The sequence below is a fragment of the Clostridium culturomicium genome, assembly GCF_000821305.1.
GTDB classification, from domain to species: domain Bacteria; phylum Bacillota; class Clostridia; order Clostridiales; family Clostridiaceae; genus Clostridium_J; species Clostridium_J culturomicium.
The window spans coordinates 533,967-551,563 of sequence record NZ_CCXK01000017.1 but is presented as its reverse complement, the minus strand read 5'-3'; the positions used below and the strand labels follow the sequence as shown (position 1 = coordinate 551,563).

General features: G+C 30.2%; 20 protein-coding genes and 1 pseudogene. 4 read left to right on the top strand and 17 right to left on the bottom strand.

Annotation, left to right across the window (positions count from 1 at the left end):
- Positions 1-260 precede the first annotated feature (260 nt).
- The 9 genes from BN1075_RS15045 to BN1075_RS15000 form a co-directional block, all read right to left on the bottom strand.
- Entirely contained in the window at positions 261-983 is a 723-nt protein-coding gene (locus tag BN1075_RS15045) for a hypothetical protein (protein ID WP_040194044.1), read from the bottom strand.
- Positions 984-1,009: 26 nt separating this feature from the next.
- Positions 1,010-1,477 (bottom strand): VOC family protein, encoded by a 468-nt coding sequence (locus BN1075_RS15040; RefSeq protein WP_040194043.1) that lies wholly within the window; start codon positions 1,475-1,477, stop codon positions 1,010-1,012.
- A gap of 117 nt (positions 1,478-1,594) precedes the next feature.
- The gene (locus BN1075_RS15035; RefSeq protein ID WP_040194042.1) at positions 1,595-2,071 is read right to left on the bottom strand and encodes an NUDIX hydrolase; all 477 of its coding nucleotides are present in this window, start codon (positions 2,069-2,071) and stop codon (positions 1,595-1,597) included.
- A gap of 316 nt (positions 2,072-2,387) precedes the next feature.
- Complete coding sequence (locus BN1075_RS15025) at positions 2,388-2,864, bottom strand: NUDIX hydrolase (RefSeq protein WP_040194041.1); 477 nt, start codon at positions 2,862-2,864, stop codon at positions 2,388-2,390.
- 81 nt (positions 2,865-2,945) lie between these two features.
- Complete coding sequence (locus BN1075_RS15020; RefSeq protein WP_040194040.1) at positions 2,946-3,704, bottom strand: transglutaminase-like domain-containing protein; 759 nt, start codon at positions 3,702-3,704, stop codon at positions 2,946-2,948.
- A 248-nt stretch (positions 3,705-3,952) separates the two neighbouring features.
- Positions 3,953-4,588 (bottom strand): Type 1 glutamine amidotransferase-like domain-containing protein, encoded by a 636-nt coding sequence (locus BN1075_RS15015; RefSeq protein ID WP_040194038.1) that lies wholly within the window; start codon positions 4,586-4,588, stop codon positions 3,953-3,955.
- A 300-nt stretch (positions 4,589-4,888) separates the two neighbouring features.
- Positions 4,889-5,710, bottom strand: coding sequence for a DUF2785 domain-containing protein (locus tag BN1075_RS15010; protein WP_040194035.1), 822 nt, complete (start codon positions 5,708-5,710; stop codon positions 4,889-4,891).
- A 55-nt stretch (positions 5,711-5,765) separates the two neighbouring features.
- Positions 5,766-6,551 (bottom strand): class I SAM-dependent methyltransferase, encoded by a 786-nt coding sequence (locus BN1075_RS15005; protein WP_040194034.1) that lies wholly within the window; start codon positions 6,549-6,551, stop codon positions 5,766-5,768.
- 49 nt (positions 6,552-6,600) lie between these two features.
- Positions 6,601-7,764 (bottom strand): MFS transporter, encoded by a 1,164-nt coding sequence (locus tag BN1075_RS15000; RefSeq protein WP_040194033.1) that lies wholly within the window; start codon positions 7,762-7,764, stop codon positions 6,601-6,603.
- Positions 7,765-8,540: 776 nt separating this feature from the next.
- Here BN1075_RS15000 and BN1075_RS14995 point away from each other — a divergent pair.
- Complete coding sequence (locus BN1075_RS14995; RefSeq protein ID WP_040194032.1) at positions 8,541-8,927, top strand: VOC family protein; 387 nt, start codon at positions 8,541-8,543, stop codon at positions 8,925-8,927.
- 153 nt (positions 8,928-9,080) lie between these two features.
- On the opposite strand, the gene BN1075_RS22250 is transcribed toward BN1075_RS14995, so the two are convergent.
- From BN1075_RS22250 to BN1075_RS14980, 4 genes and pseudogenes are all read right to left on the bottom strand, one after another.
- Positions 9,081-9,344, bottom strand: a complete 264-nt coding sequence (locus tag BN1075_RS22250; protein WP_040194030.1) for a hypothetical protein — start codon at positions 9,342-9,344, stop codon at positions 9,081-9,083.
- Between the two features lie 111 nt (positions 9,345-9,455).
- Positions 9,456-9,530: pseudogene (locus BN1075_RS22370) on the bottom strand (helix-turn-helix domain-containing protein); the annotation flags it as partial.
- A gap of 270 nt (positions 9,531-9,800) precedes the next feature.
- On the bottom strand, positions 9,801-10,175 hold the full coding sequence (locus BN1075_RS14985; protein WP_040194029.1) for a hypothetical protein: 375 nt from the start codon (positions 10,173-10,175) through the stop codon (positions 9,801-9,803).
- A 295-nt stretch (positions 10,176-10,470) separates the two neighbouring features.
- Positions 10,471-10,965, bottom strand: coding sequence for a GNAT family N-acetyltransferase (locus tag BN1075_RS14980; protein WP_040194028.1), 495 nt, complete (start codon positions 10,963-10,965; stop codon positions 10,471-10,473).
- Positions 10,966-11,250: 285 nt separating this feature from the next.
- Between BN1075_RS14980 and BN1075_RS14975 the strand changes: the two genes are divergently transcribed.
- Both BN1075_RS14975 and BN1075_RS14970 read left to right on the top strand, forming a co-directional pair.
- Positions 11,251-12,729, top strand: coding sequence for a nicotinate phosphoribosyltransferase (locus BN1075_RS14975; protein WP_040194027.1), 1,479 nt, complete (start codon positions 11,251-11,253; stop codon positions 12,727-12,729).
- Between the two features lie 32 nt (positions 12,730-12,761).
- A complete protein-coding gene (locus BN1075_RS14970; RefSeq protein ID WP_040194025.1) occupies positions 12,762-13,127 on the top strand; it encodes a hypothetical protein in 366 nt (121 codons plus the stop codon).
- 73 nt (positions 13,128-13,200) lie between these two features.
- On the opposite strand, the gene BN1075_RS14965 is transcribed toward BN1075_RS14970, so the two are convergent.
- Both BN1075_RS14965 and BN1075_RS14960 read right to left on the bottom strand, forming a co-directional pair.
- Positions 13,201-13,422, bottom strand: a complete 222-nt coding sequence (locus BN1075_RS14965; protein ID WP_040194024.1) for a hypothetical protein — start codon at positions 13,420-13,422, stop codon at positions 13,201-13,203.
- 344 nt (positions 13,423-13,766) lie between these two features.
- Positions 13,767-14,384 carry an NUDIX hydrolase gene (locus tag BN1075_RS14960; protein ID WP_040194022.1) on the bottom strand — a complete coding sequence of 206 codons (618 nt, stop codon included), beginning with the start codon at positions 14,382-14,384 and terminating at the stop codon, positions 13,767-13,769.
- Between the two features lie 223 nt (positions 14,385-14,607).
- Between BN1075_RS14960 and BN1075_RS14955 the strand changes: the two genes are divergently transcribed.
- Positions 14,608-15,858: a D-alanyl-D-alanine carboxypeptidase family protein gene (locus BN1075_RS14955; protein ID WP_052406572.1), complete on the top strand. Its 1,251-nt coding sequence runs from the start codon at positions 14,608-14,610 to the stop codon at positions 15,856-15,858.
- A gap of 312 nt (positions 15,859-16,170) precedes the next feature.
- On the opposite strand, the gene ppaX is transcribed toward BN1075_RS14955, so the two are convergent.
- Together ppaX and BN1075_RS14945 are read right to left on the bottom strand one after the other, a co-directional pair.
- A complete protein-coding gene (gene ppaX, locus BN1075_RS14950; protein ID WP_040194021.1) occupies positions 16,171-16,812 on the bottom strand; it encodes a pyrophosphatase PpaX in 642 nt (213 codons plus the stop codon).
- On the bottom strand, positions 16,812-17,537 hold the full coding sequence (locus BN1075_RS14945; RefSeq protein WP_040194020.1) for a SprT family zinc-dependent metalloprotease: 726 nt from the start codon (positions 17,535-17,537) through the stop codon (positions 16,812-16,814). Before BN1075_RS14945 ends, ppaX begins: the two co-directional genes overlap by 1 nt.
- Positions 17,538-17,597 lie beyond the last annotated feature (60 nt).

Below are 17,597 nucleotides of genomic sequence, written 5' to 3'. Positions count from 1 at the left end.
TTAGTGTAGATGGCAACCCCTAACTAAAATGCGTAAGGAGACTATTTTTATATGTATATAAATTCATAAATTTATTCCCAAAATCATTAATAAAATCACCCCTATATTAGGTATAAGTATTCTATGATTTATTGTTAAAAGTAATGAATATAAACTATAGACGTAAGTGCATAAAAATAGCAGCAGACACTTTGTCCACTGCTATCTCCTTTTCTTAAACATTATTTTTATATACCTTCATGTTTTAAATAAGTCAACTCTTAATCACCCATACTATATTTAATATCCATAATTAACATTCTATACTGTAAGTCACCTAGTCCATAATTTTGAAAGTTCCTAAGCAAATTTCCAATAAGAATATTCTCCTCTTCATTTATATGCTCAATTATAAAAGTACTAATTTCACTATCCTTATCCCTATAGGTTAAGTACCTTTCTACAGCTTCCTGCATCACTGGCATAAGGTTTTCTTCTGGCATTTTACTATTGCATACTATTTTTTTATACCTTTGCAAGCTCCCTTTTATATTAATTTCAAATGCATTTGGTATTATATCTTCTGTGTGCTCAATAACCATATAGAATAGTACTTCACCACCAAAATTAATCTGCTCTAAAAAGGCTAGTATTGTAAGCATATTAATTTGACAGAACATATCTTCACCAAACCATAAAACTATTGCATTAAAATTGTTCTGAAACAATGGCTTCAACGGATTCAATACAATCTCCCTATACTGCTCTACTGTACTATTTAGTGACTTAACCCTTTTTTCAACAAAGTCATCTGAAAATATATCTGTAGCTGATTCTCCCCAGCACATCGCTTCATTGAAAGATGTATATGTATGTTTTTCGATGCACCAATTGTTTTTTTCAAACTTCTCCAACATACAGCCACCATTTAAGATATGTAATACGTCGGTTTCATATTTCTTTGCTATTATCTCTTGAATATCTTTAACAAACTGACTCTTCATAATAACTCCCTTCATATCACATTTGTTTACTTCAATGATGATTTAATATAATCAACGGATACATCCATTCTTGAAGCCACTTCTTCCATAGTCATCCCATCATTTAAAAATCGCTGAATAACCATAATCATATTTTCTCCAACCTCAATAATATGATTATCTGGGTCATAGAAACGAATTACCCTCTGGCCCCATGAATGTTCCTTCATACCATGAACATAGTTAATTCCTTCGATGTTATTTATCCTTTGATAAAAACTATCAAAATCATCTTCCTCAAAATATAGTTCTGCTACATTCCCACCAAATAGAATGTCGCTATCTCTTTTATTAATAAAGGTTGTCCAACTCTCCTTTGTTTGTAAGGCAATTCCCCCTGTTAAAGTTACATTTGCACCAAAATCAACAACAACTTCTAACCCAAGAACTTTATTATAAAATTCCTTTGACCTTTCCATATTTGAAACAACAATCATTGGATTTAAGAATCGCATTGTATCCCCCCTAAATCATCAAATTTGAAATACTCCAAAGCTAGTATTTAATTTATAATTGCTAATTACTTATATTTTTTTGATTTAACTACATAGTAAATTAAAGTAACAAATAAGTTATTCTTTTGATATAACCTGCTCAATCCCATTTATACCCTTAGTTAATTTACTCTTAAAAAACTCTGGATACACATGATAATTATCCAGCTCCTCAATAGTCAGCCAGTGTAAAGACTCTTTTGTACCTTGTTCTCCAACGCTTTTGCACACTAAATTCATATGGTCTGGAACCTTCATTAAATAAAAGAAGGCAAGCTCATGATAATGCTCCATTGTGATTTCCTCATCAAAGAAATGCTCATGAATAAAGGCAAGCCTTTCAACTTCAAACTCTATACCTGTTTCTTCAAATGTCTCACGAAGAACAGCTTCTTCAGAGGTTTCATTTAACTTAACTCTTCCACCAACGGAATAATAATAAGGCGCACTCTCATTTTTAACCATCAGAATCTTATTGTCCTTAATGATAATTGCTCCAACTCTATAATTAAACTTTCCTTCCTCTGTTTTAAATGTTAAATCAAGTTTTTCCATATTCACTCTCCTATAAATTCTCATTAAATATTAGTCTTTTTTTTAAATATAGTTTCCACTTCTAAAACCATATGGCTCATAAAATCGTAATACTTCCTAGTTATCATAAACAACCTTCATATGTATATTGACTATAGAATTTTCTTTAAACCACTCAAATGCGCTTTTCATTAATTTGTCCCATAAATTTAAATTATGATACTGATTATCAACAAAAATGAAATCAATTTTTCCTTTGCATGCTTTATACCACAAAATCAAAACCTTATACTTCACTTACTCAAACAGCTTGTACCATTCTTCAAATAATTTGTTCTCAATCTCTTTTTGTTACTCCTTTGATTAATAGACCTCTTTTAATTTTATTATCTAATTCCCATAGAGCAACCTTATTACTATCATATTTTAATTTTTCTTTTGCTGCTTCGTAATCCATCCATTCAAATTCAGTATGTTCATTAGAAAGCTCCATTTCCTCTGCATTTACATTAACTGCAAAAGCATACTCTGGAATTACAAGACATTCCTCTCCCCATATGCTGCTGTATGCCTTAAAGTATTCCGTTGAAATACTGCAACATGTTTCTAAATTATAAAAACTGTTATCTGATAAAATTCCCGCTTCTTCATATGCTTCACGCTTTGCTGATTGAAGTGGTGTTTCCCCCTCTTCCCCTCCACCAGCAATAAACTGCCAAATTTCCATGCCTGAGCGATGATAAACTGCATATTTAATTGATTCATTTTTAATTATATATGGTATAACTAATACCTGATACTTTGCTCTTGCCATTGTTTCTCCTTTCAGCTGTCTCATTGTAATAATCAGCTTCTTATATAAAATTAAACTTATATTGCAATCTCTGTGGTTTTATTACATGTCCTCACCCATAAACCAATTATTGTGATCTTCTGTTATTATTCGTGTAGTATAATCATTAGGTTTGGATTCAGTAAAGTTATTATTTTTATCCATGATATTATATTCATTAATAGCTACTTTTGAAAATAATCCCTCAAATTTGTTTGTTGTTGAATATGAAGTATAGTCACGTGTATAACACTTTGTTACCAAATTTCTATTTACGCTCATTTGCCATGCCGATATTGATGATTTATCATATCCAATTACACCAAATATAAAATCACAAACTCCATATCCACCCTCAAAAAATGCTTCACCAACAACATGTCCATGATATGCCTTTTCTGTATCAACAATATGCACTATTCGAGTTGGTATATTATTACACTGAAGTAAAACACAGCCTACCCTTGCCATATCAGCACACCAGTCAGTTCCTCTTTCAATAATATCCCTTTCTCTGCCTCCAAAGGTCATATCCAAGAAATTTACATCATAATTCATTGCTATATTAGATGTAAAATTCAGTACATTTCTAATCGTATTAAGTTCATTATCTCCTTTAAATCTTTGAGCAAACTCAAACAATTCATGATTAATTACATCATATGAAATTTGGGGACTAGTTCCATACAATAATTCCTTAGATTCTTCATCTACAAGAATCATCTGGCTAAGAAATTCATGGTCTATGGACTCTAATGCATGCAAATCATTCCTTAACATTACTTCAAATGCTTTTCCAAATATACCATAACCAATTCTCATGTATACCCTCCATTATTTAATTTGCTTTATCTAACTCCAATTTAAATTCTATATCATAGTTATTTATACAACCTTTTATAAACTCAATAATCCTCTCCGTATTTGGATACTTCTTGATTAAACCTAAAAAATATGGCAATTGTTTTATCCACTCTATAAAGCCCTTATCTTGACACAATACACTTGAATTTTATTGTTTTTCAATTTTATCTATTATATAACCATTGAATTCATTGTTGTAAAAGTTATTAATTCATACTTTCATATTTAACGTAATCACCATAAATATCTATAATTTCATTTACTACTTTTATAAATGTATTATCATAAATCCCATAAATTATCGTATGATGTGATGCTTCATAAATTTCTTTCCTATGTTCTTCACTTACAAAATCTAAATGCGGCTCAATATTAATATCCACAAGACCTATACCACTATAAATAGATAATTCCGGAATATTATCATTTGCATCTTTTGCTAACACCACTGTTTTAGCCATATTTATTGCCCCCGCACTCATCCCAATAGTAATTCCTTCTCTACACTGTAAAGTCTGGATTAAATTATATTCTTTCAAATAATTAATCTGTTTTAGAGTATCTCCTCCTGAAATCCATACAATATCTGCTTTTTCTATATATTTAACTGCATCTTCAAATAGGGTTCTGCTATCAATAATATAGTGCTCATCAAATGTAATTACATTACTTTCAAACATCCTTAGCACTATATTCATATATTTCTCTGTTATTGAGTGTTGTTCAAAATCAGAAGCAATAAACACAAAAGAACCCTCATTATTATAATACTCCCTTATACATCTAATAAAGTCATCGGTAAATCCATTAGGAAACCCACTGGTCAAAAATGATACTTGCATTCTTTGCCTCCATATATTATCAAATATCTTTCTCCATAAATTAGAAGTTCTCTTTTCTCTAGATATTTTTCTTGTTTTCTTTTTCTCCAATGCAGACTCATTGCTTTATTAACAAATCTTTTATGTATCCACTAAAGTACTTTCCACATTTTTAACCTCACCAAGAACTCGTTTTATCCCATGCTCATCTTCAACAAAAATAAAATCAGTAATAGCCTTTAATATCTTCATAGAATAACTCCTTAAGAAATTCCTGTTCTTTACTTAGTTTTACATAAAGTTTTCTATATAACTTATGCTTTATAGTGTAGTAATTAACTCCTGAATTTCATCAAGAATACTAATCTCTTTAATGTAATCCTTCAAAACAAAATATAAGCTTTTAAAAAAGTTAGTAATATTAATATATTGATGATACCACTCTATTGATGAATCATTCATAGCTTTATACTTCTTAAAGCCTTCTAGCCATAACTCAATATCGCCTTTATCAATTTCCTTTCTCATAAAAATACTTCTAACTGCAATGCTAATTCTTTCAGGTTCTCCATCAATGTATACATATTTTCCCTGACATATTTTTAACTTCAATAGTATAAGCAGCTTTTGTAAATCTTCTTTCTTCAAAATAGTACATTGTGCCAACTCATCAATTACATCTGCACCATGCGCTACTGAATGAGCCCACCCCTTCTTGTCTACATAACCTCTTAAATCCGCCTCTTTTGTATAATACTCAACTATAAGGTTTGTAGTTTCAGCAATTACACCCTGTGATAAAAAGCTATTTTCATTATTTGAATATAATATCAGAGCTATAATCAGTGCAGAAAATGTACGAGTAAAAACTGTATCTTCTTCTTCTAAACCAATCCCCTTCATTAAATGTTGATTATCTAAACAAATAAATAAGAAGGTTTCAAGCTGTTGATTTGAAAACCGATTTTGAGTTATCCAGTGTGAAAAAATATCATAAATTAAATCATCACGAAGTACTTCATCCGTTGTCCCAATATATTTAAGCATGTCCAATGCATAAGTATAGTATAAATTCTCACCCTTAATCTCATATTTATCTTCTTTGATTTGTATTAATTTAAGTTTTAATGTATTCTCTGTCATTTTTTCACCTCTTAAATTTCTATTATTAACTCTTCGATTTATAGGGCGAATAAAGTTACAATTTCCTAAAAACATCTAAGCTATGATGGGTTATCCCGACTAAATCAGCTCGTTCACATATTGAGAAATGATATTTCAAATAAACCTCAAATAATTTATCATCCATTTCCTCAATTGTGTTTCTCATATGATTTGTTAATAAATCCGTTCCAACAAAATGAAGACGCTGAACATTAAAGCCAGCCATTAATTCATCTATTTCTTCTTTTCTATGCATCTCAAATATTAAAGAAGGATTTGATAAGCACTTAAAGGATTCTCCATCAACAATTCCTTTTTCAATCCCGTCAATGATATTTCCCTTCTGAAAGCCCCAATTTACAATGGTTGCATCATTCATGCAGTATGCCACAAAAATTACTCCCCCTTTTTTAGTTACCCTAAGAGCTTCACTGATGGCTCTTTTTTTATCCTCATTAAACAAATGATATAAAGGTCCAAGCAATAAAGTAACCTCAAAGGTTTCATCCTCATAGCAGTCCAAATTTAAAGCGTTACCTTGTCTAACATCAATGCTACAGTTTTCAGTGATTTTACTTTTTAAAATATCTATATTGTGATCTATGAGCTCAATGGCATTAACTTTAAAGCCCTGCTCTGCAATTGCAAGAGAATATCTGCCAGTTCCTGCCCCAATCTCTAAAACCCTCATTCCTTTTTTTAGATATTTGTTTATATATTTCATTGTTGTAAGAAATTCGACTTGTCCATATTTTGAAATTAGTCGCCCCTCTTCATCATAATTGTTATAGTACTCCGTTAAATATTTTAATTCTTCCACTACTGACTCCCCCTATCTTTACTTTAACTACTCTGTTCTATATTTCCCCTTAAAATTCTTTCTTAGTTTCTTTTAACAAAATAGGTATTAAAACTGCTACAAAAATCATTATTATTCCATATAAGTAAAAAGGTAAGCTTTGTGATAAGGACTTATACAAAGCTCCTCCAATCAATGGTCCAATCATTCTACCGAAATCGCACACTAATGTATAGACTCCAAAAATTTCTCCATTATCATTCTCCGTGTTAAGCTGAGCATATAACCCACTTTCTGATAAATCATATAAAATACCTCCTAATGAAGATATTGTCCATATCACCATAAACAGAAGAACAGAGCTTAAAGTTGGAAGAATCAAATAGGTACCTCCACAAATAAGCATACCTATAATCATGGATTTATTTTTTCCAAGCTTATCAGATATTGTACCAAGCTTCTCAGATAGCAAGCTTGCTATCAATAAAGATGGGAAAAAAGCTAATGCAAGTCCACTAATATCTGTTGTTATTTTATCCTGGAGAAAAATCATTATCACAGGAGCCACCATTGCCGAAGATAAAGAGGTTATAAAAACTATAATTAAAAGCTTAAGTGTACTTTTAGAATAATTTTTTATATTTATCCTTTTGTTCACATAAGTGTTTTTACTTTCTTTAAAGGTTGTTATCACTTTGAATAAGGCAAATAAAGCTACTACAGCAAAGATAACAAATAGAATTTTCCATCCTTTCAAAAAAGAAACTCTATACAAAACTATAAAAGCCAAAATACAGCCGTAAATATTTCCTGTAGATTGAGCTGAATTAACTTTACCAAAGCCTTTAGAAATGTTATTAGAATCATGATTATCTGCCACTATTGCATATATACTTATTCCCATAAATGCACTAGCTATCCCCTGAAGAGCCCTCGCAGTATACAAAAGTACTGAAGTTGTAGCCATTGAAAAGATTAAATATGCAATAGCATAGATAAACACTGCTAGTACCAAAATTGGTTTTCGCCCTACTTTATCAATTAATTTACCTATAAATGGTCTAAGTATTATTAAAATAAAGGCCGTTATAGAAAAAAGACCTGATATTTCTAACGCATTCATATCAAGAGCTTTACTATATATTGGAAGAAAAAAAGACATTACTCCAGTAGATAATGAAGTCAGAATTAATATTAACCTTAATTTAAAATTGTTTTCATATGTATTTTTCATTTTCCCTCCTTATAATATGATCATATATTTTTTCATATTCGAACCTCTAAACTTTTCTATATTATACTTTATTTTCTATTATTATACAATTTATATATTGTTTATCTCTTTGAAAGATTCTAGTCAGAGCATGAGGTTACCGTAATAATTCTAAATACCCTATCATTAATCCATATACTTCCTCACTCTATTATTATTTAAATCAATTTCAATGAATATGATGCATTTCATGTTTTGTTAAATAAACGATGTTTTTAATTCCTTGTTATATAACCTAATCCACCTATCTATAATGCAAAATTATGTTATAATAGAATAATGTACCATGTATTCATTTTTTAAGTAATAATAAATACTTATTAAGTATTATATATATTTATCATTATGTATTGGAAAGAGGTCTGTTATGAATATTTTACGTTTTATTTTTCATATGATAGTGCTAAACAATAGTGTTTTTCTAATTTGCTTTAGTATATTAACTATTATATCCTTAGTTATTTTCAAATGGTTGTTCAATAGAAAGCTCAACAACAATTCTGTAAAACATGAAGGTTTAATAATGTCTTTGAATTCACTATTGCTAATAGTTAGCATGTGTGTTGTTGCATTATCTGGCTGGTATACCATACTCCATCACTTCGTTTAGATACTTTTATATCAATATATAAAATATAATGCAAATAATTTATCCATTATCAAAATCATGTCATCATTTAATAATTACCTATATTAAAATCTAATGAGTAAAAACAAATAACAAGGAGGAATGTATAATGAAACCAGTGATTAATCTTATTACAATTTGGACAGATGACATCAGCAAGATGAAAACTTTCTATAATGAAGTACTTGGCTTTAAAATTAAAAATGACCTTGGAAATTATGTTGAGTTTGAAAATAATGGAGTAAGGTTTGCAATCTGCCTGAGAAATGTTATGTATGATTATAGTAGTGAATATACTAAAAAAACTGTTGGACAAGGATTTGAACTAGCTTTTCCTTGCGAAAGCCCTGATGATGTTGATAAAACCTTTAATCGCTTAATTGACATGGGCGCAATTCCTATTCATGAACCACAGAATATGCCTTGGGATCAAAGAACTGCTCTATTTGCTGACCCTGATGGAAACATCCATGAGATTTTTGCAGAACTTAATTAGTTTTGTAGATGGATTTAGTTTGTTTTATATTTTAAAAATTAAAACTGCATTTTAAAATCAAACTGAAAACTTTATAACTAAAGTTGATAATTTAGAGGAAATATATTTACATAATAAAAGAAGGTTTAAATGAACCTCCTTTTAAATCATATGCTATGAATATTTATCACTTTTCTTTTTTAAATAAATGCCTATTCCTATCCCCAAAATAATAAATACAATGGTTATTACACTTATAAGATCAGTAAAATACATTGGAATCTTCATCTGTGATGGCAATTCTGAAAATTCAACGCCGAACCCCTCAGGTGGCATCAAAATCTTCTTAAAAGCAAAATGAGCAAATCTTGATACAATTAAAGCTAGTGCCGCATAGCCAGCAATTATATAACCCCCAATATATCCTTTAGTCTTCACAAGTTTTAGGATAAAGTTAGGTAATGTTTCCGTATCTTTTCCTCTAGAGATATTTATAGTTTCCTTTTGCTTTCCAGTACTTGTATCACCTTCAAAAAGAAGATAATCCGTAGTAACATCAAAAACCCTACTTAATAAAACAATCTTATCCGTATCTGGTGTGGATTCTCCCAGCTCCCATTTTGAAACTGCCTGCCTTTACACCCCAATTTGCAAAGCAAGTTGTTCCTGAGACATCCCTCTTTGCTTTCTTAATAATTGCAGCTTCTCTCCAAATTTCATAAACAACACCCCCTATCTTTATACTATTATTTTACTATTTCTTTCAGTTGCGTACCACCAGTTGCACCTTGAACCTCCGCAACTGACAGTTGCATTTGTTGATTTCATCTATTTTCGACTAAAAAGGAAGCAGAACCTCTTATGCTTCCACTTCCCTCTAACTATTAAACTTATTCAAATTATAAAACTTACCATTATGCATAAAAGTCCCGCTATAATTAGAATTATTCCATTAAAAGAATATCTAAACATAGTGGCTGAATTCCCCTTCAAATTATCATTCACCTTTCTAGTTATCTCAAGATTAAAACTTGCAAGATATTGAGCATTGCTTTGTCCTAATCCCCTTAAAGATAATCCGCTTGAATCACTTTTGACGGTAACTGAAAGTCCTAGAATAACAATAAATATACCCTCAACAAATAAAACATCCTCTAAATTGTACTTTGTAAAATAAGTAATTATCCACGCAATTATACAGAATATTATTGTCCAAATTAAGCTGAATAGCAGACTTTTCCCTATGGATTTGATGATACTCTTATCCATAAACACTATCTCCCTTAAAATATTTATACTTTAAAGTATGACGATTCTAGTAAAGGTAACACTATAATTTTGAATTTACAGGCAGCAATTTAATTATACCTACCCTTTTTAATATGCCATATAGTCATAGCTAATTTAATAATGAAATACATAAAAGCAATATATAATATCATCTAAAATCATAAAATCTAATATACACTTTGTGATTAGAACTATCACAAGGATTGCACCAGTTATCATCAAAAATGCATTTCTTTACTTTCATTAGGTTTTAAATCTTATAAGAAATTACCTTCTATATATCCCTGCTAAACACCTCTGCCCAAGAACCATCATCAATAATAAACTTTCTTTGTGATTGAAAGCCGTTTTTTAACAAAATCTTTGCTGACCTTTCATTACGTGGATCAATAATAGCAGTTACACGCTCAATACTTTCTAATTCCTTTGCCATATCCAATAACGCTTCAACCGTCCTACTACCATAGCCTCTCCCCCAATACTCAGGAAGAAACATGTACTCAATTTCCACCTCCTTATCAGCTTCTTTTTCAATTAATGCAGCCATACCAATAAAGTATTTTGTGTCTTCATCAAAAACTTTAAAATATTGACTTCCATCTTCCCTCTTGCTAATTTCAAGGATTTGATTAAAAACTTCTCCAGCCTCATCTCTTGTAAAAACTCTACCATAATTCATCTTCATTGTTTCTTCATTGGAAGCCAAAGTCCACCAATAATTATAATCATTATCCGAATTAAAACTCTTAAAATAAATTTTAGCACTCATGATTACGTCCCCCTTGATAAAAACTAGTTACTTACTTTATCAGTAAAAAGATAAATAAGTCCTTTTCAAAAAATAACTATATACATTATACATTATTTGTAGAATTTTGTATATTTTAACCTAACATATATGGTTCTCAACGTTTTTATTTCAATTAATTACCACAATATTTGTATTAATACTATGGAAATGCAAGTTTTCTTGTGGTACGATATAAAAGACATAATTGTTAAACTTATGGATAATTTTATTTTCTTATGTTTTTTATAAGTGAGGAGAGCAACAATGAATACAACAACTAAATTTGACATAAAAAATGACCGTAATCTTACTATGCTGGTAGACTTCTACGAGTTAACTATGGCTAATGGTTACTTAAATAACGGAGTTGAAGATACCATAGCATATTTTGATATGTTCTTCAGAAGAATTCCTGACAGTGGTGGATACTGCATCATGGCAGGGGTTGAGCAATTAATAGATTATCTTAAAAAACTTGAATTTACATCAGAAGATATCAAATATTTAAGAAGCAAAAATCTTTTTAATGAAAAATTTCTAAATTATTTGGAAAATTTCAAGTTTGAGTGTGATGTCTGGGCAATTCCAGAAGGAACTCCTGTATTCCCTAGTGAACCTTTAATAACCGTTAGAGGACCAATCATGCAAGCTCAATTTATTGAAACCATGATTCTTTTAACAATTAACCATCAAACCTTAATTGCAACTAAAGCTGCAAGAATTTGTGAAGCAGCCGGATACAGACCTGTTATGGAGTTTGGCTCAAGAAGAGCTCAAGGATATGATGGTGCTTTATATGGTGCTAGAGCAGCAATAATCGGCGGATGTAGCTCTACTGCATGTACTATGGCTGATGAGTTATTCGATGTTCCTGTTACTGGAACCATGGCTCATTCCTGGATTCAATTATTTGATACAGAATATGAAGCCTTTAAAGCATGGGCATCTACTTATCCTGATAACACAGTTCTTTTAGTTGACACTTACAATGTATTAAAATCAGGTATTCCTAATGCTATAAAGGTATTTGATGAAGTTCTAAAGCCACTTAGAAAAAGACCAAAAGCAATTAGAATAGATAGTGGTGATATCACCTACCTAACCATTGAAGCAAGAAAACTTCTTGATGCCGCTGGGTATGAAGATTGTAAGATTACAATTTCAAACTCTTTAGATGAGTTCATTATTAAAGCAGTTCTTGAAAATGGAGCGCAAATTGACAGCTTTGGTGTTGGTGAAAGATTAATTACTGCTAAGAGTGAGCCTGTTTTTGGTGGAGTTTATAAGCTGGTTGCAATTGAAAAGCATGGTGAAATCATTCCAAAGATTAAAATTAGCGAAAATGTTGAGAAGATAACTAATCCTGGCTTTAAATCATTATACAGAGTTTATGATAATGCAACTAAAAAAGCAATTGCAGACTTAATTGCTATTAATGGCGAAACATTTGATTATACTAGACCATTAGAGCTTTTCCACCCTAACTACACATGGAAAAAGAAAAAAGTTAAGAACTACACTATTAAAGAGTTAATGGTAAAAATATTTGATAAGGGTCAACAATGCTATGAAAGTCCATCTGTAATGGATATTAAAAATTACAGCCTTGAGGCAAGAGAAACTCTTTGGGCTGAAATTAGAAGATTACAAAACCCTCATCAGTATTATGTAGATTTATCAAAGGATCTTTGGAATCTTAAGGAATTCTTACTTCATGAATACTCTTCAATGTATGAAGAATAATAGTAGTATTACTTTTAGAAGGATTTGATAAAATGAACAATAATTCAAAAATTAAAATAAGAATCTCTAACAATGCCTATGAATTTGTTTTAAATCTACTCAAATTTCATACCGAATATGACTGTGTTTCCTTAGAAGAAAATCTTTCTTCTAAGTGCTGCAAGTCTCCTAAAGTTCAAATTGGTTTAAACAATGCAGAAAACTTCGATATTCTCAATAAAATTGAGGATATCACCTTCTGCTATAACCTTAGTCTTTGCAATAATGTAAAAGATGTAACCATTGTATTAAAGGATTCTACACTTCATGCTAAAGTATCAACTATCAATGATAATTTTAAATCTCATAGTTGTGCTGGCTGTGGTAAAAGCAAAGGTAATTGTAGTGGTTGTAAATAAAAATAAAATAAAAAACTATCTTCTAAAATTGAAGATAGTTTTTTTATTTAGACATAATTATTAACATATTAACTTAAATGTAATTATCCTTATACAAATTAGCTATACCTAAATCTTTATCATCCCTCTCATCTTTATAGAAGTCAAAATCATAAAGATTTCTTACTTTTCTTCCCCTACCCTTAATCTCTGTAAAAGGACATTTATTGCTATTTTCTTCCCAATTATAAAGAGGACACTCCTTAAAGCACTCTACATTTTCTTCATAAGTTGATAGAAATACACATTTGGCCACCGTAACACCCCCACTTCAATAATTACACTTTATATGTAATTACCAAATTTTACGTACTGGTCACTGTCAAAATTATTGTTATTTTTCGACAATTCATTTTACAAGTATATTCTATCACATATCTGGAAATATACAAGTATTTTTGGAGTATATATACATAAATATTTTAATATAGTAAATATTTCTCCTACATTTTTCTCAAAAATATGTTAAGAAAAACCAGTAGTCATCTTTCTACTGGTTTTCGTCAAAAAATATAACGCTAATATCTTTATAATTTCCATTAATTATATACATCGAATCCTCTTTAATAAAAACTCTCCATGCTTACTTTATTATATTAATTAACAGTCAACATTTATGATATCTACAAAAGATTTAATAATATGTGCAGTAATTCCCCATATAGAGTATCCATTCCATTGATAAAAATACTCTTTCATAATTCCAGTTGAGAATTTATACTTATTACCCTTAATTAAATGATATGGAAAGTTTTCATTGTTAATAGGTCCAATCTGCATATTATATAACTCAGGTTCATTTTCAATAAAATATCTAATTGGAACTTTAAAAATATGGTCAACTTCCTCATTAGAAACATTTTTAATATTACAATTAGCTCTTGCAATAAAAGGAAATAATACTACTCCATAAGGAGAGACAAAGTAATCTCCTTGTCCTATAACCTCAAAATCCTCTCTTTTTAAATTTAACTCCTCCATGGTTTCTCTTACTGCAGCTTCTTCATTGGTTTCATTCTTCTCAACTTTGCCACCTGGCAGACATACATCACCTGGCTGCTTATTTAGCTTATGTGACCTGACTTGAAAAATTATATATTCTTCTCCTTTAATTTCTTCAATAAGAATCATAACTGCAGCCTTTTTATATTTTTGTATTGGCTTTGGCACTCTTGATTTAAAAAGTTCCTTCACATTAATATTTTTTATATTCTCCATATAAGCCCCCTATAATGTTTAATTTTAATTTACCTCTATTGATTTATAAAATTTAAATTATAAATAATCATATTAAAATATATTTTATCTTTCTAATTCAATGATATCACAAAAATAATTAAAAACTCATTAACAAAATTAGTTTATTCTTGTTCAAAAATTCAGTAAATGTTATACTATATGGGTTGACATAATAAAAAAATAGAAATTGGAGAGATGACTTGTGAGAAAAAGAATTTTATCATTATGTATGTTATTCACACTTTTGATAACACTAGCATTTCCAAGCTTAACTTTAGCGATTGAAGAACCAAACATCATTGGTACCTCTGCTATAATTATGGACTTGGATACAAAAGAAATAATTTATGCTAAAAATATGGATGAACTAAAACAACCAGCAAGTATAACAAAATTAATGACAGCACTTTTACTAGCTGAGAATAAAACTAAGACAGATATTTTTACATATTCAGAAGCCGCATCAAAGCAAGATCCATATTCATATGGAATGAATGTTCACCCAGTAGCTGTTGGAGATACCTTTAATGGAGAAAATGCAATGAACATACTTCTTCTATTTTCAGGTAATGACATTGCTTATATGATAGCTGAAAATATCGGTGGAACCGTTGAAAACTTCATGAACATGATGAATGAAAAAGCTAAAAGTCTTGGAATGAACAATACTCACTTTGTTACTCCAAACGGATTAGATGATAATACAGATGAGCATTATACAACGGCTTATGACTTAGCTTTATTACTAAGTGCAGCTTACCAAAATGATTGGGTTAGAGAAACCATGGCAAAGAAAACTGAGGTTGTTCAATCTCAAGGTGGTCCAGTTGCAACAATCGAAAACAGAAATAAACTAGTTGGAACCAATGGTAACGTTGGAGGAAAAACAGGTTATACTGATAAATCTGGAAGATGCTTAGCATCATTATACAGCCGTAATGGACGAAACTTTGCAATAGTAGTTCTTAACTCTGAGTATGACTTTCCAACTGATGTTAAAGTATTCGAAGATACTGAAATACTTGCTGACTTTGGCTATGCAGCACAAAAAGGAACTTACTTAGCAGCAAACTCTACCATTGATGAAGTTACTGTTGAATATAACATTTTACCTTTCATCGGACCTAAGAAAACTGTTAAGATTCCAGTAACTCTTCATGAAGATATTAATCTATATGAGTCAGGTTTAAAACCAGAGTTTAATTATACAGTTAATCCTTTAAACACATGGACTTTAAGCACTGGGAAACCAATTGGTAAAGCAACAGTAACAATTAAAGACTATACTTTAGAATATGATCTATATTCTACTTTATCTAATATGGATATAATCAAAACAAACATTATATATTATGTTATGGCATTACTAGTATTAATTGCTGTAGTATGCTTAATATTTATTATAATCTCTAAAATAATGAAGAGCAAAAGACGTAAGAGAAGATACTATTAATAGAAGAAGGAGAAATTCTCCTTCTTTTTTTTATGTTTTTTTAATTTTACTACTACTAATATCCAATTATCTTATTTTAGTTTTAATATGTAGTTAATTAAGGTAATAGTCTTTAATTTAGTTAAAAATATAATTTCATTATTTCAATTATGACAATTATTATTATGAACGTTTTTGCAATTAAAAAGAGCATTACTGCTCTCTTTGATTCTTTGAAAATTAAATTGTATCTAAGACATTGATATTACAATGTTGACTAGCAGCCATTGAACATCTTCATAAACAGCGTTATATCATAATATCCTGACACTCTTATTTTAAGGCACTTGCAATCTCAACTAACTCCTCAATTGTATCAATACTAAAATCTGGATTGCTTTCTATTAATAAATCATAATTTAAATCTGTGTATTTCACTGCACAGGTTAAAGCTCCTGCATTCTTTCCCGATAGAATATCATTGTGGCTGTCTCCTACCATAATTGCTTCCTTTGGCTGAACCTTTAATTTTTCACAAGCCACAAGAACTGGTTCTTCATGAGGTTTGTGATGAGTTGAATCCTCTGGCGTTATTATCACATCAAAATATTTTTCTAAATCAAAGCAATTTAACCCTCTTATGGCAGTATCCCTTAACTTTGAAGTAACAATGGCTAGTTTAAAACCTTTCTCCCTAAGAACTTTTAGTCCTGCCTCTACATGATCATAGTTTTCAATAAATTCATCATGAATACTTAAATTATATCTAATGTACTCTTTAACTGCGTCATCAATATTTTCAATGTTGTGCTTTTCAAAAATCTGTCTTAAAGGCACCCCAAAGTTTTCATGAATCTGTTCCCTTGATACGTCCATTTTTAAATATTCTCCAAACATGTATTCAAAGGATTTTACAATTAAATTATTTGTGTTTACAATAGTTCCGTCTAAATCAAATAAAATTGCTTTAATCATTATTTCCCCTCACCTTTCAGCATTGTTAAAGGAACATACCACTTATTAAATGTATTCCCTTTTTTATCTTTATATTGGCCCTTAGGATCTTTAACCATCACCGTTGCTCTCTTATTAATACCTGCAACCACACCTGAGTAACTCTTGCCTTTATATATAAAGACAACCTGTTGACCAACCCTTATATTACTTTCATTCTTCGAGTGTTTTTCAGAAAACACTTCATGGGTTGAAGCTCCATGCCTAAAAAGCTTCCAAGCCATAGCTTTAAATCTTCTTCCCTTACAGTTTGAAGTTCCATAGGCTGAAAACTCAAGAACATGACAAAGCTCATGCTCCATAATGAGCATTAATCCATCAATAACGTCATTTCCCTCAACACCACATATTTTTCCCTTATAATTTGAATTAATATATTCCTGCAAAATTGTAAGACTAATCCTTATTTCAAACTCCCTAGAATATTTCTTTTTCATGAATATAGTTTTCCCACCAGCAGAAGTCATTCTTCTTGATAAGGAAACCTTTATTCCATCCTGTATATTGTTTTTCACATAATTATTCAAAACATAAAAATCATATAAGTCAATAATCTCTTTAATTGTTTCAAGGTTTACAGCACTTATACTATGAACATCTTTAATTCCTAAGTTCCTTATAAGGGAGCCCTTAATATCCCTTCTTAACTGCAGGATATTCTTATCTTCAATATGTAAACTCTCCACCTTTTAATCCTTTCAAAATAAAAATTCCGTGAGATAATACCCACGGAATTAATCATACTA